The 15,968-nt window shown below is 46.0% G+C and carries 8 protein-coding genes; 6 read left to right on the top strand and 2 right to left on the bottom strand.

Features of this window, described 5'->3' with window-relative positions:
* Positions 1–286 precede the first annotated feature (286 nt).
* Entirely contained in the window at positions 287–1,285 is a 999-nt protein-coding gene (locus BGP75_RS06715) for a DUF1722 domain-containing protein (protein WP_076716883.1), read from the bottom strand.
* 101 nt (positions 1,286–1,386) lie between these two features.
* Between BGP75_RS06715 and BGP75_RS06720 the strand changes: the two genes are divergently transcribed.
* From BGP75_RS06720 to BGP75_RS06745, 6 genes are all read left to right on the top strand, one after another.
* On the top strand, positions 1,387–2,301 hold the full coding sequence (locus tag BGP75_RS06720; protein ID WP_076716886.1) for a MerR family transcriptional regulator: 915 nt from the start codon (positions 1,387–1,389) through the stop codon (positions 2,299–2,301).
* Positions 2,302–2,413: 112 nt separating this feature from the next.
* On the top strand, positions 2,414–2,935 hold the full coding sequence (locus BGP75_RS06725; RefSeq protein ID WP_233152863.1) for an NlpC/P60 family protein: 522 nt from the start codon (positions 2,414–2,416) through the stop codon (positions 2,933–2,935).
* Between the two features lie 255 nt (positions 2,936–3,190).
* Positions 3,191–4,447 carry an adenylate/guanylate cyclase domain-containing protein gene (locus tag BGP75_RS06730; protein WP_076716889.1) on the top strand — a complete coding sequence of 419 codons (1,257 nt, stop codon included), beginning with the start codon at positions 3,191–3,193 and terminating at the stop codon, positions 4,445–4,447.
* 15 nt (positions 4,448–4,462) lie between these two features.
* Positions 4,463–5,671, top strand: a complete 1,209-nt coding sequence (locus BGP75_RS06735; protein WP_143820999.1) for an EI24 domain-containing protein — start codon at positions 4,463–4,465, stop codon at positions 5,669–5,671.
* A 187-nt stretch (positions 5,672–5,858) separates the two neighbouring features.
* Positions 5,859–11,270, top strand: a complete 5,412-nt coding sequence (locus BGP75_RS06740; RefSeq protein WP_076716895.1) for a transporter substrate-binding domain-containing protein — start codon at positions 5,859–5,861, stop codon at positions 11,268–11,270.
* On the top strand, positions 11,270–12,370 hold the full coding sequence (locus BGP75_RS06745; protein WP_076716898.1) for an HD-GYP domain-containing protein: 1,101 nt from the start codon (positions 11,270–11,272) through the stop codon (positions 12,368–12,370). The genes BGP75_RS06740 and BGP75_RS06745 overlap by 1 nt, the downstream gene beginning before the upstream one ends.
* A gap of 104 nt (positions 12,371–12,474) precedes the next feature.
* On the opposite strand, the gene BGP75_RS06750 is transcribed toward BGP75_RS06745, so the two are convergent.
* A complete protein-coding gene (locus BGP75_RS06750; protein WP_076716901.1) occupies positions 12,475–15,936 on the bottom strand; it encodes an EAL domain-containing protein in 3,462 nt (1,153 codons plus the stop codon).
* Positions 15,937–15,968 lie beyond the last annotated feature (32 nt).

Here is a 15,968-nt window from a genome sequence, read left to right on the forward strand (position 1 = left end):
TAAATCCTCTGTAGATCAGGCTACAGCTAAAACGGGGCAAAAAGTGGTGGGAAGGATAAAAGCCCTTTCTCTAAGAGTCCAGTGTTAAGATCCAGTCTGTCTAACCTTTGCCGACAGATCTAACGGGGGAAACCACTGGTCCTCTGGGACATTTCAGATTGCTAAAGAGTGATCAGACAGCGTTCTTAATGAGTACAGGCATGCAGTATGCCTGCAATTATTGATGTTTTATATCTGATCTCTCTCAAGCCGGAGGATTTATAGATCAGTTAAAGGTTCTGATCGTTCATAATTGATTACTTAGTCCCAGTACAGAAGGATAGGGCTGTAAATAGCGTTGAGTTTGAACATAATGGCTACCAAAGCGCTGTACGTAATGTTTTATAAGGGTTAACGGTGTTGCCAGGTTGACCTCTCCCCGGCGATATCTATCGATGATGTCAGCAATATCTCGTCGCACCTCACCGTCTACTGATCGTTTCAGATAACCAAGAATATGCAACAGCACATTGCAGTGATTGCTTCGACTGGCTGGTTTTGAAATTGCCTGCATAAATCGTTGGAAGTACAAGTCACGGAGGTTATCGATATTTTGATGGGGTTTTGTTTCAGCAAGCAGTCTTCCGAGCGCTTTGTATTCGGATTGACTGTGAGCCATCAGCACATACTTGTAATCCCGATGAAAGTTCATCAGTGAGCCCAGGGTTGGTTGAGTATCAACTTGGTTGCGAAAGTGATTATGTGCAAATACCCGAAGTATAAAATTCTCCTTCAGGCGGGCATCGTTCAACCGGCCCTCCTCTTCTATTGGCAGATTCGGGTGTTTTTTCTGCAGGGCTGCAGTAAACAGCCCTTGAGTGCGTCTCGTATGTGGGTAGCCATTGTCCTGATAAACTTTGATTCGTTCCATTCCACAGCTGGGGGAGTTTTTCATCAGTATGTAGCCATCAAGATCAGCCAGTGTGCCTATTACTGGATTAATCGCATTGACTAATTGCTCGGTTACATCCTGTTGCTGGTTATTGGAGAACACCAGGCGAGGGGCGGATATTTCACCCGTCAACCGCAAGGTTGGCCTGGGAACGCCGAACCCGGCAGCTGTTTCGGGACAGAAACTACGATAGCTAAAGTGCTCACTCAGTTCCTCCAGACAGAGACGAGAGCGGCTATGTCCGCCGTTATAGCGTACTGAATGACCCAGTAAGCAGGCGCTTATGCCTACTTTTATTTCTGAATTATCCACCTTTTCTGATTTGGTCTGTTTGCAGGTTGTGATGATTTTCATAAGCACCTCCTAGTGGGCCGTGAGTTAAAAATACACCTGATTAGTTTATTTTGTCTAGGACAAATAGATATGATTATTAAAAATTGTCCAGAGCGCTTTCCATGAATAAGCATGTAAACCTGACTTCTTCTATTGAAGAGGTGTCCCGAGATACCGGGATAGGGAAAGACACTTTACGTGTCTGGGAACGCCGTTATGGGTTTCCTCAGCCAAGGCGGGGGAAGAAAGGAGAGCGTCTTTATCCGAAAGAGCAACTGGATCGATTAAGAAGTATCAGCCGCCTGTTAGATCAAGGTTGTCGTCCCGGTAGTATTGTGTCCATGAGCCCGGAGCAGTTGGATATCCTGGCAGAGCAACTAAAAACGGTTAAGGACCATCGCGACAATCCCAAAGTTGATGAAATGGTGGGTGCACTTGGAGAGGGAAGGACACAGGAGGTTTTGCAAAGCCTCAGAGTGATGCTGAAGCAGCAGGGACCTCAGCTCTTCACCTATGATATTGCCGCCCCTTTGCTTGAGCAGATAGGACATGCCTGGGCCAATGGCCAGCTTTCTATTTATATGGAGCACCTGATTACCAACCACTTGGGTAATATGTTGAATGAAGCGACTAATGAGTTCAGTCATATTGAAGATGATCTTAAGATTTTACTGACGACTTTGCCTGGAGAGCGACATGGAATGGGGTTGTTGATGGTAGAACTATTACTGCGTGCTGAGGGAGTTGAGACGATTAATTTAGGGGTTGAGACCCCAGTGGATCAACTTGTCGAAGCCTGTATCGGGTTAAATCCCCAAGTGCTTGCGCTGTCTTTCAGTGCTATTCATAAACGAGCCTCGGTAATTGCGGTACTCAGAGAATTGAGCGATAAAATTCCTGTGTCGGTAATACTGTTGGCGGGCGGGGAAGGAATCAGCAAACTACGCTCGATTCCTGAGCGAATAAGAGTTGTCAAAAAACTCGATACACTGGGAATAGAGGTCCGCTCTATCCGTCAGCAACTTAATAAAACCTGATAAGCCCCGCTATCGCTTATTGTTTAAACCAGTGCTTAACAGCGACTTTGGATCAACGCCAGTTCGAAGAATAGTTTATAGTATAGATACTATGATTATGCGGTTAAGATTTTTGAACAGACAACAGTATGGCCCAGAATTGATCAGATGGGGCGGTTACTGGTGTGCTGTTTTTCTTGGCCTGGCGCTGTTGACCGGTTGTGGGCAACCGGCAGCCAGGCAGCCCAGCGCTTCAATTTCATCGTTTAAAACAACCTCCTCAATGAGTGAACCTCTCTATGCTCAGTATCTTGAATGGCGAGGAACGCCCTATCGGTTAGGTGGAAATAGTCGTCAAGGGGTGGATTGTTCCAGCTTTGTTCAACAGACCTTTTCCCAACGACTGGGAATCTCTTTACCCAGAACCACAGCGGAGCAACACCGTATCGGTAAATCAGTGGCTCGTAACCAGCTGCAAACCGGGGATCTTATCTTTTTCAAGACGGAGGTTAAGGTGCGTCATGTCGGTATTTATCTTGGCGATCAGGTCTTTCTCCATGCCTCAACGAGCCAGGGGGTGACCTTGAGCCGGCTGGATAACGTCTATTGGTCTCCACGTTACTGGAAAGCCAAGAGAGTCATTACCTCCAGTTAGATTCCTTAGATATCCTGTCCATTCAATTAATGTCCTGTGCTTTCAACCGGTAACTTGGTTGCCAGCAACAGATAGGTTTTATCATTTGGGGGAGTGAAGCCTTTTAATTGTCTGGTTTCCGGGACTTTTTATTGGAAAGTACAGGCACTGACGCAAGACGTATAGCATTGCTATTTTCTCTGGTATATTAGCGCTGTGATTGCTGAACACGGAGTTGTATGAGCATTTTGTCTTCTGTCATGGGAAAGAATAGCGGTGAGTGAAGCCTACTCTGAACGGCGCTTGGCTGCGGTTTTGGCTGCTGATGTAGCGGGCTATACCCGGCTGATGTCTGCTGACGAAGACCGAACTATCAAAGACTGGTGGGCTGCCCGTAAAGAAGTCATCGATCCATCCATTAGTCGTCATGGCGGTCGAATAGTCAAACATACCGGTGATGGTTTTCTGACTGAGTTTCCAACCGCAAGTGATGCAGTCAGGTGTGCGTGCGATATGCAAACGCAGATGAACGCACGTAATGTCGGCAAGCCTGCTGACATACGATTCGATTTTCGAATGGGTATTAATCTCGGTGAAATTGTTGTTGATGAAGAAGATATCTATGGAGATGGTGTCAATATTGCCGCCAGGCTGGAAAGCTTGGCCGGGGCTGGTGGTATTTGCGTTTCGTCGACTATCTACGAACAGGTAAAAAACAAACTTGATCTTGGTTTTCAGGATATGGGAACAAAAAAGGTCAAGAATATCGCAACCCCTCTGCGACATTATTTTATTGAAGTCGAAAACCAGTCTGTAGAGTCAACCGAGTCCTTTTTAAGGCGCCTGTCTGAGTGGATTAAATTACCGGTTAATCTGATTATTGTTGCCTGTTTGTTATTGCTGACCTTTGTTCTTTTTTCTGATTTCGGTTCATCACCGGCTGAAACATCGAGCCGCGAGAAAGCCGCTTTAGCAATTGTCCCGTTTAAATTGATAGGCGAGACCACCCAGGGGAGTGCATTTAGTGTTGGTTTGATGGAAAACCTGAAGACTTCTCTTTTATCCACGTCTAACTTCATTGTGATACGCAATGACTTGAAAATAGAAAACAGCGTCACTCAAAAAAACAAAGTGAACTATGTTTTTGAAGGTAGTATTCAACAGGTTGAAGATCGTGTCCGTATTCTTGTACAGCTAGTGGATTCTGAAACCGAGTTCCACTTGTGGGGTGGGCGTTACGATCGAAAGCTTACTGATGTATTAAATACTCAGGATGAAGTAACCAATAAAATAGTTGCTGCCGTTTCTCAACAGATTATTGAGCTGGAAGATCTGCGTAATAGCTCAGATAAAGGTCTTATGGGCGAAGCTAGAGACATTGTTTACTTAGGAATATCCAGAATAGGTCGTATAGCCAGGCAGGCCGTATTAATGCCGCAGAAACTCCTGGAGTGGCTGGCAGAGTCGCCAGACACTCCAACATCCAGTATGAAAGTGACAAATTCAAATCAGATCTCAGCCATGATCAAATAATGAATGGAATTGACCTTGAATAAAATAAAAGTGTGGATCCTCGTCATAATCCTTATAGTCATTGCTATTGTGATTTCAGGAAACCAGGGAGATGGTGAAGAGCGCTCTGTTGTCAGTAAAACGGGGAGTATTTCCGGTGATATATTCCTCACCGCCGATGAATTGTATGTTGCGGGGGATGTAGCAGGAGATCTGTTTGCAGCCTCAGGTGACTTGAAGGTCAACTCTGAGATCGATGGAGAGGTCGCGGTAGCCGGTGGCAATCTGTCCATTGATGGCAAGGTAAAAGGCAGCCTGATTGTTGCAGGAGGAAATATTGATATCACCGCTGATACCGATGAAGGCATGGTAATCGTCGGCGGGGATGTGCACGTCCAAAATGCCAGTATTACCGGTAATATCTTTCTTGTTGGAGGTGAAGTCAATCTTGGTAAAGGTCTGAATGTTGATGGCAAGGTGATGGCAGCCGGGGGAAAGGTTCACTTAGATGGAATATTCAGCCGTGACCTGCGCGTAGCGGGTGGTAAGGTCACGATAGGAGGCGAAATAAAAGGGGACGTTAAGGTGGTTTCGAAGCACATCAGGTTATTACCAGGAACCACAATTGCCGGAAGCCTTATCTATTATTCTCCTCAAGTGATTGATATTGCAGATAGCGTGTCTATCGGTAAGGATATTGTCTATATTAAAACTTCCCAAATTGAGAAAAATCGGGAAGGACTGTTTTTTGTTGCTGGATTGACCTTTTTGTCTTTATTGGTCGGTCTGATTCTTTTTTCTGTGCTTACAGTATATATTGCTCCAGCGATGCTTCCTGCCTGTAATAAGCGATTTCAGTCACACAAAGGGAAAGCACTTATGACTGGATTACTGCTGATTTTTTCCGGGCCTGTTCTGAGTGTGTTGTTAATTTCCAGTGTTTTCGGAATACCTTTAGGCCTCGGGTTTATTTGTATTTATCTGCTACTGGGAATGATCGGTTATATCGTTGCTGTGTTTATTCTTGGTGAAAGAGTGCTTTCGTTGCTGGGAAAATCTCAATCGGGCAGCTCCCTATCTCAACTCCTTGCCGTCTTTATTGGAATCTTGTTAATGACGGTGATTCTGCTTATCCCGGTTTTGGGGGTCTTTGTTTTTCTGATTGTAAATGCCATGGGGGTAGGCTCCATGCTGCTTCAGGTTTTGTTTTTTCGGCGATCACTTTTAATACGTCAGATCCAGTGATGACAGCTGGTAGCAGGTCGGTCTATATATTATGCTGTGCTGATGTTATTCGCGATTCGTGGCTGGTAAGTTTGGCGGGTTAGCTGAATAAGCCTGTTGAGGATGGTAACGCTTGATGTGCGTATCAGAGGTATGCGTCAATCGCAGCTATCTGGAGTGCTGATAAGGTCAGATAGGAGGACCGGAGTTGATCGCTATCAATCCAGCTTGCCTGTTGAGAATCTGGTTTTTCCTGATCATTTTTCTGCCTGTGCGGCTAAGTCACGCAGAACCTTCGGAATTAGTCGTATCCTATCGATTGGACAGTGCGCCTATTCAATTCAGGAATGAATCGGGTGAGGCTGATGGAATACTGATCGACTTATGGCGCCTGTGGTCTGAGCAAGCTGGGATAGCTGTGCGCTTTGTCGGAGGTTATAACGAAAAATCCCAGCTGGCAGTGCTGGAGGGACCTGCTGATTTTAACGCGGGTCTTTTTAAAAATGCCGAACGCAACAAGGTCATGGATTTCTCCGAACCGATCCTGAGTAGCGCTTACCATCTTTTCTTTAACCCAGAGCTTGTTTCAGACTTATCCAGGCCATCACTACTCAGACTCCCTGTTGGAGTAACCGAAGGGAGTTTTCATGAGCACTATATGCGTCGGGAATTCCCGGCAACTAAGCTGATTCTTTATGATGGATATGATGCACTGTTTTCAGCTGCGCTAAGGGGTGAAATAAGCGCATTTGTTTCTCAGCGTCTTTATCTATCAAACTATCTGCATAAACATGGATTGGCAGATCCTTTTCAGGCCGACGACTCACCTTTATATATCCGTTCATATCGTGCGGGTGTAAAAAAAGGGAATAGCGAACTACTCAAGCTGATCAATCTGTATTTGAGAGAGCTTGACCCTGAATTACACGCCACAATTACCAGTAAATGGCTGGGGTTTAAGTGGACGGCAAGAGGAGATTACAAAAATAAGCTTGATCTCTCCAAGGAAGAAAAAGCATGGTTAAAGGCCCATCCTCTGGTTGAGATCGGGGTCGATGGGAATTGGGCTCCGATTGATTTCATGGATGAAAGAGGGCGCCATCAGGGGATTGTTTCTGATTATTTGAGCAGAATTGAAAAATCTCTCGGTATTCGTTTTCAGACGGTCCCCGGACCCACCTTTAAGCAGATGCTGGACAAGGTCAACGAAGGGTCGCTAAAGATAGCCGCAACGGTTGTAGAAACAGCTGAACGTTCGAAAAACATGGTGTTTACTGATCCTTTCTATACGGCCCTGAAAGTGATTGTGACGCGGCAGGAGCGGCAACAGGAAATAACTCAGGTAGAAGACCTTTATGGCAAGCGAGTGGCCATAGAAAATGGTTTTTTTACGATGAAACGATTACAACAACTTTACCCTGAGATTGAACTGCTACCCGTTGGTTCTACCACCGAAGCACTGCAAATGGTTTCTTGGGGAAAAGCTGATGCCTATATTGGTACTCGTGCTGTCGCTCAGTGGACGATTGAGCAGCAACAGTTAACAAATTTGAGTTTTTCAGGAGACCCGGGCCTGGGTCCCGCCGATCAGAAATTTGCTGTTCGAAATGAAGCTGAATGGCTTCCTCTGCGAGCGCTGATTAACAAGGTACTGGCGGCAATGACTGAGGATGAAAGGCGGGGTATAGAGCAAAGCTGGATCTCTTTCCATTCGTTCACTCAGTCATCTGAACCGACGATCCAGCTGTCTGCTAATGAAAAAGTATGGTTAAGGGCACATCCTCAGATTCGCATCGGTGTCGATCCCGCCTGGGCGCCGATTGAGTTTGTGGAAAAGGATCAATACAAAGGGGTTGCTTCAGAGTATGTCGAACTTATTGAACAGCGGCTGGGCGTCAGTTTAATCCCGCAACTGGGACTGAGCTGGTCTCAGGTCATGGCGGAAGCGAAAAGAGGTAGTCTTGATGTACTGCCCGCCTTGGTTCGATCAACAGATCGGGATGCCTATTTAAATTTTTCCCGCCCCTATCTCAGTTTTCCACTCGTGATATTCAGAAGGGAAAATGAGCCTTATATCTCTGGGCTTGAGGATCTGGCTAATGAGCGCATAGCGATTGAAGAGGGTGGTATCGCAGAGGAATATTTGCGTCGCGACTTCCCGGGTCTGCAACAAGTGATGGCTGATAATGCCATTGAGGCACTGACAAAGCTGTCGCTTGGGGAAGTGGATGCCTTTGTTGGCAATCTAGCGGTGGGCAGCTATCACATCGGGCATCTGGGGTTAGCGAATATTAAAGTAGCCGCTCCAACGCCATACGATTATGAGCTTCGCATAGGCGTAAGCAAGAAGTTCCCCGAACTGGTACCCATTCTTAACAAAGTACTGTTAAGCATAACTCCTTCAGAAAAAGCAGAGATTCGTAATCGCTGGTTATCTGTTCGATACGATACGGCAGTGGATTATCGTTTGCTATGGCAAGTGGCGACTGCGGCTGCGTTTCTGATTTTACTGGTGCTGGCTTGGGCTATTCAGATGCGCCGGCAAAAAGAAATCCTGCGGCAAAGCCAGTCGGAACTACGGAAACTGAGCCGAGCTGTCGAACAGAGTCCGGCTATGGTCATTATTACTGACCCGGCGGGGATCATTGAATATGTAAATCCAAGTTTTACTGAAGTGACAGGTTATAGCGCAGAGGAGGCTATCGGGAAGACCCCGGCAATCGTCAAATCAGGGGTAACAGAAAAGTCGTTGTACAGCGATCTTTGGAATACGATTACAGCGGGCGGTACCTGGCGGGGAGAGCTTCTTAATCGAAATAAGAACGGTTCGTTGTTTTGGGAATCTGCCACTATTGCTGCGGTATCCGACGAACAAAATAATGTTGTGAACTATGTAGCAATTAAAGAAGACATATCGGAACGCAAAGCCGCAGAGGAAGCATTGCAAGCAAGTGAAGCCCAGCTTAAAAACGTTCTGAATTCACTGCCTCTGGCAATTGTTGTAGTGGATAACAGTGGCCGGATTATGTTGGCGAACCCTCATGCAGGGCGTGAAATCGGCTTGGAAGGGCAGTCGTTGATTGGCAGAAATATGGTTTCATTTTACGCCAACCCGGATGACCGACTTGAACTTATTCAGGAGATGGTCGATCAACGGGAAGTTCATGATCGAATGATTCAATTTATTACCGACCGAGGGGATCTTATCGAAGGCGCTATCTCTGCTATTCCGATTCAGATGGGTGAGCAGCAGGCTCGATTGGGAATGTTTGTGAATCTCACCGAGAGAATCAAGATGGAACAGGAGCTGGCTAATGCGAAGGAGGTAGCTGAACAGGCGAATCAATTTAAGAGTGACTTCCTGGCAAATATGAGCCATGAGATCAGAACGCCAATGAATGCCATAATTGGTATGAGCCACCTGGCGTTACAGACCAAGCTCACGGCAAAACAACAGGACTATGTTGAGAAAATTAAGATATCCGCCCTTGCTTTACTGGGCATTATCAACGACATCCTTGATTTCTCAAAGATAGAAGCAGGCAAGCTAAGCATAGATAAAACGGAATTCAAGCTTGATGATATTTTTGAAACGCTGACGGGCCTGATTAGTTTAAAGGCTGAAGAAAAGTCTCTAGAGATACTTATTTCCAGAGACCCGAAAATTCCAGATATCTTGATCGGTGATCCGCTCAGACTGGGCCAGGTTCTTATCAACCTGACGCAAAATGCAATCAAATTTACCTCTGCCGGTGAAGTACGGATATGCGCGCGACTGAGTAAGCAAGGGAGTGGTCGAGTAACTATTTTATTTACTGTCAGTGATACCGGTGTAGGAATTGACAGCGATAAAATATCCAAGCTGTTCCGCCCATTTATCCAAGCCGATAGTTCTACCACACGGGAATATGGAGGCACTGGCCTGGGGTTGAGTATTTGTAAACAACTGGTCGGGTTAATGGGGGGAGAAATCAGCGCAGAGAGCAAGGTGGGAGAGGGTAGCCAGTTCAAATTTACTCTCGGTTTTGATTGTCTTTGTGATAAGCAAGAAACCCAGTATCAGCCAGACCCTGATTTAAGAGGACTGAAAGTACTGGTGGTTGATGACAATGCCAGTGTCAGAACTGTACTGCGAGAGATGCTTGAGTCGTTTTCATTTAAAGTCACTGCGGTTGAGAGTGGTGAGCAGGCTTTAAATTTATTGCATGGCAATTATTCTGACGTTACAGAGCCTGGAAATTCTTTACCAGGACGCTCCCTGTCTCAGACCGATGAACCCTATGGTCTGGTACTGATTGATTGGCGCATGCCGGGAATAGACGGGATCGAGACCTGTCGTCAGATTCGTATGATGAAGGAGCTTTCGCCACCACCTAAACTCATCATGGCAACCGCCTATGGTCGTGAAGAGATAATGCAGCAAGCTGAACAGCTGGGTCTGGACGGTTTTTTGATTAAACCGATAAACCCCTCAACGCTCTTTGATACCATCATACGGGCCCTGCGAGTGAATGGTCAGACGGAGTCTGGCAACCCTCAAGCGACTCTGGTTGTCCGTAAACAGCGACTGAAAGGACGGGTTCTGTTGGTGGAAGATCACCCCATTAATCAGCAGGTAGCCAGAGAACTCCTGTTGGGATACGGATTGGAGGTGGGGGTGGCATCTAATGGTAATGAAGCGATAGAGGCACTGGAGTATATTGACTACAATCTGGTGCTGATGGACATACAAATGCCGGTGATGGACGGTTTTACGGCAACCTCTGTAATACGCAAAAATAAGCGATTCAAGAATCTCCCCATTATTGCGATGACTGCTCATGCTATGGCTGGTGACAGGGATCGTTGCCTGAAATCAGGTATGGATGAACACCTCAGCAAACCCATCGATCCGGAGCAGCTATACGCTCGTCTGAGGTATTGGCTAAAACCTTCAGACCCGTTCTCCGAGTCTGATATCGTTGATACCACTGGCGAAAATACCCAACAGGCAGCCCCACCACTGCCTAAAGTGCTTCCCGGCATTAATCTGGAGTGGGGGGTGCAACGGATAGGAGGTAACGCCAAGCTGTACCGAAATTTACTGATTGAATTTTTAGCGCGACATAAGGACGAGATTAAAAATATTGGCGATCAGCTTGAAGCAGCAGATTATGATCAGGCGCGTCGAGTGGTTCATACGCTTCAGGGGGTTGCCGGAAATATCGGTGCTGAAAAGGTTGAAGAAGCGGCTAAAGCGCTTGAAAGTGTGATCGTTGAAAGACCCACAAGCGGTATTAATGAGCCGTTGGAGGCATTCAGGATAGTCTTTACGGAACTCATCAGTTCTTTGGAAAAGCTGGTAAGCGGGCCAGAGCATGGCGTTCAAATGGACGCAGAAATAAAGCTAGGTAAAACAGAACAGCTGGCATTGCTGGCCAGAATACGCTCGCTGGTGGAGGAAGGGGATGCTGAGGCGAGAATTTTATTAAATGAAAATATAACTCAACTCAATACCCCGGAGACAGGGCCGCTCATACAGGATCTTCTTGAGCAGCTTAATCAATATGATTTTGAAGAGGCTCAAATGAGCTTAGAGGAGCTGACAGATTACTGTCGTGACTTGCCGGAGGAGGCGTAATGAATTTATCTGAGATCCCATCTGAAACACGTATTCTGGTTGTTGATGACGAACGCTTTTACATCGATGTTCTGGTTGACCTTCTGCGTGAAGATTACAAAGTAGTTGTTGCCATGAACGGAGAGCAAGCGCTTAAACGGGCAAGATCAGTAACTCCTCCTGACTTGATTCTGTTGGATGTACTGATGCCAGGAATGGATGGCTATGAAGTTTCCAGACAACTTAAGAAAGATCCTGCCACCTGCGATATACCGATTATTTTTCTCACTGTAAAAAGCGAAGTGGATGATGAAATTCGAGGATTTCAGCTTGGAGCTTCAGACTATATTACAAAACCGATCAGTCCGCCGATTGTTCAGGCCAGGGTTAGAAATCATTTGGCACTGATTCAGGCTCATAAGGTGCTTCAGGATCAGAATCAAGCGCTGGAAAGGCGTGTTAGAGAACGGACCCGGGAGATCGAACAAACTCAGGATATTGCTATCTATTGCATGGCCTCATTGGCGGAGACCCGAGACAATGAAACAGGAAATCACATCCGCAGAACACAGCATTATGTCCGTCGACTCGCTGAATACTTGCAGGATAAGCCTCGTTTCAGAGGTCTGATTACGCCTGAATATATCAATCTTCTGTTTAAATCTGCACCTCTGCATGATATCGGCAAAGTAGGGGTTCCCGACAAAATACTCAGAAAACCCGGCCCCTTGGATGATGAGGAGTGGGTCGAGATGAAAAGGCATGTTATCTACGGCCGTGATGCACTGTTACGAGCTGAAGCCGCTCTGGGTAGTACATCGTTTCTGAAACTGGCCAAGGAGGTTGTTTGTGCCCATCATGAGCGGTGGGATGGAACGGGTTATCCAGAAGGACTTGCCGGTGATGATATACCCCTGTCGGGAAGGCTTATGGCCATAGCTGATGTCTATGATGCGCTGGTGAATAAGCGGGCTTACAAAGAAGCTTTTCCGCCTGAAGAAGCCATATCCATGATCAAAGAAGGCAAGGGGTCTCAATTCGATCCTGATTTAGTGGATGCGCTGGTTGTTCTTCAGGATGAGTTCAGAGAGATTGCGGTGCGCTTTTCCGATGACAGTTAATATGACCATAGATTTGAGGGGATCTGGCGATCCACATCCTTGTATACCTAAACGCTTTTCTGGGTAGGTAGCGGATAAATCACTGAGTTGGCCGTGTCAACGCCTTAGTTAGTCAATAATGGCTGGTCAGTATTTTCTCCTGATAACACGTCGTTCAGATATGCTGTGAAATGTTCTCCAGCGAGGGGCTTACTGTAAAAGTACCCTTGGAGCATGTCACATTTTAAACTTTTGAGCAGTTCATCGTGGGCGCTTGTTTCGATCCCTTCTGCAACAATTTTCATTTTTAGATTCCAACCCAACTGAATGATAGCCTTAATGATTGCCCTGTCTGCTGCAGAATCCTGACGATTGAGCTGAACGATAAAGCTGCGGTCAATCTTAAGTGTGTCAATGGGCAGTTGTCTGAGGTAGCTTAAAGATGAGTAGCCGGTACCGAAATCATCCATTGCTATTTTAATACCCAAATCTCTTAGTTGATTGACGATGGTAATAGAGTCGTTGATATTCCTGATAAAGACACGTTCGGTTATCTCAAGCTCCAGGCAATGGGCAGGCAGGTTTGCATTCTGTAGTGCTGCCGTTACCTTGGATACAAACTTCGGATCGTTAAACTGTTTTGCCGAAATATTTACCGCCACCTGCAACTCAGTATTCTGTTGTTGATTCCAGGTTGCGCAGTTGAGACAGGCCGTGTGTAGAATCCATTCTCCCAGAGGAATGATTAACCCCGTATCCTCGGCTATACCAATAAAGTCTGTTGGCGGGATCAGCCCTTGCTCAGGGTGCTGCCATCTAACCAGAGCTTCCATGCCCATAACATTCTGCTGACCACTTTCCAGCTTGGGTTGGTAAAATAACTGGAAATGATTGTTTGACAGAGATTTGCGCATTTCTGTCTCAAGTTTTAAACGTTTGTGAGCCTCGACATTCATTTGTTCGGTAAAGAAAAGAAAGTTACCTCGGCCCGCCTCTTTGGATCGGTACATGGCTGCATCGGCATGACGGGTCAGTTCTTCGTAGCTAAGACCGTCCTGGGGGTAGACTGCGATTCCGATGCTTGTATTAACGGATATATCATGGCCTTTAATGTGCACCGGCTTTTGCAAAAGGGCCTGCATACGCTCAATGACGTCGACCAGACCTGAGAGACTATGCAGGTCACCCAGTGCTATGGTGAATTCATCGCCCCCTTGTCGGGCGACAGTCCGTGAAAGAGAAATATCCTGCTCGGTCGTTTGACGGCTTAAGGTATCGATATCGCGTATCTGGGTTTCAAGTCTTTTGCTAATTTCAATCAGTAAAAGATCTCCTGCTTCATGACCAAGAGAATCATTTATATGTTTGAAGTGATCCAGGTCCAGAAACATCAGCGCAACTTTGTCACCATTGCGAGCTGCTCGGAGTAATTTCTGTTCAACCCTTTCTTTGAATAGCAGCCGATTCGGTAACTGTGTTAAGGGATCAAAGTGCGCAAGCTTTTCCAGTTCAGCCTCTTGCTGTTTCAGGTCGCTGATATCAGAAAAAACGCCGACATAATGTGAAATTTCCCCCACATCATTTTTAACGATATTGATTGTAAGCCACTTGGGGAATATCTCTCCGCCCTTTCTTCTATCCCAGATCTCTCCTTTCCAACAACCTTCGCGCAATAGCTGGCTCCACATCTGGGCATAGAATTCTTTGTTGTGCCTACCTGACTGTAAACGGGAAGGGGTTGCACCGATAATTTCTTCACGACTATAGCCGGTGATTTTGGTATAGGCATCGTTTACTTCAACAATAACATTATTGGCATCTGTTACGACAACCGCTTCACTGGTGCTGCGAATGACCTGGTAGTTAAGCTTCAGCGCTTCTTGAGCTTTTTTGTGTTCTTCTATTTCCTGTAACAGAGCCTTATTGCTCTGGTCAAGTTCGCGGGTTCGGATAGCAACCTGCTCTTCGAGTCTGGCTTGTGCGCTACGCAGTAGTTGATTCGCTTCATTCAGGTCCTGTGCTGTTTTTTTCCGCTGAGTGATGTCCCTTAAGGTGCCGATAAACAGTATTTCTCCGTCAATATTGAATTGTGTAACGGAGAGTTCAACAGGAAAAAGTCGACCGTCACAATGCTGTGCTTCGACTTCTCGTGTGTTGCAAATAACCTTGCGGGACGTATTGTCGTTTAAAAACTGTTCCAGATAACTATTATGGAGGTGATGATAAGGCTCTGGCATCAGTTTGTTGATGTTTTTCCCTAGAAGCTCTTCTTTTGTGTAGCCAAAGAGAGATTCGAGGGCCGGATTACAAAATTGCACAAGACCCTGAGTATCAATAATGACAATGCCATCAAGGATATTTTCTGTAATTGCCTGAAAACGCTGTTTCCTGACGCTTAGCATGTGGTGCTGTTTACTAATCTCGTTTTTCATCTCCACAAATGCTCGGGATAGTATCCCCAGTTCGTCTTTGCGATTGACCGGAAGTAAAGTGTCGCCTTTAAATGGAGCACCTGGCAAGTGAGCCATTGCTGAAGCCAGAAGGGTAAGCGGCTGTACAATGCGACCAGAAAGGACAAACACTAATAGAAAACAGGCGATAACTGATAACAGAGTGATTAACATAACCATATCTTGCATCTGGCCAAAGGCTGCTTTGATTGGAGTGCCATTTATTTCCAGCAATAGCATCAATTTTGGAAAGTAACTACTCGCTTTAGCGGTATCCCGTTGAAAATATTGATAGTTACCGTTGATGGTAAATGTAGATATATCATCAGAAATACGCGAAAGGTCAATATGTTCGAACTCGCTGCGAAGTTTATGAGTATGACCAAGCTCTGAAGCGAAGCGCTTATCTGGCTCTGGGTGCATCAGAAAGTTGCCACTCTCGTCTATCAGATAGAATAAATCGTCAGTCCGTTGCTGTTTTTTCAACTGGCTGAATAATGTGTTTAATTCCAGGTTAATGACGGCTAAACCCAGTAGTTGTTTTTTCAGGTACACCGGCATGGCTACGCGAATGGTCGGACGTAAAGGGACGCTAATATTCTGTTGTTCTCGGTTTAGACTGGCGACACTTGCATAACTTTGATGCTCACCCAGTTGCAGTGATTCGAGCACATATTTTCTGTGGGATTTATCCTGTAGTTGTGACTGAGGGTATGTGAAGATTTTACGAGGTGTGTCCGGTGAAGGAGATGATTCCACCTTTATCAGCTCTCTTCCCTGGGGAGAGATAAGGCGAATCTGAAAGTACTGATAACGCTCTTCCAGGTAAGCTTCCAGAAAGCTGGCAAGCCGCTCATGATTGCCCGTGCTGTTTTGATTAACCGGGCCATGTTTAACCAGATTGAGATAGCGGATAACTTCGGGAGTATGGGTCAGTAGATGGGTATCGCGATGCGCATTTTCAAAAGTGCTTTGGATTTCCTGACTGGCGAGCGAGAGTTGCTGCTCAGCCCGACTATATAAGGTCTGATTGACCAATGCCTGGAAATTGGAGTAATAGCCGTAGGCGGATAGCCCTATTATGACAGCCGCCATCAGGGTAAATATCAGGGTGATTCTTGCAGTTATTCCAAACATTTTGGCGGGGTAGTCATTGCTGAACCAAGCAA

It is taken from the genome of Motiliproteus sp. MSK22-1 (assembly GCF_001968815.1).
GTDB lineage: Bacteria > Pseudomonadota > Gammaproteobacteria > Pseudomonadales > Balneatricaceae > Motiliproteus.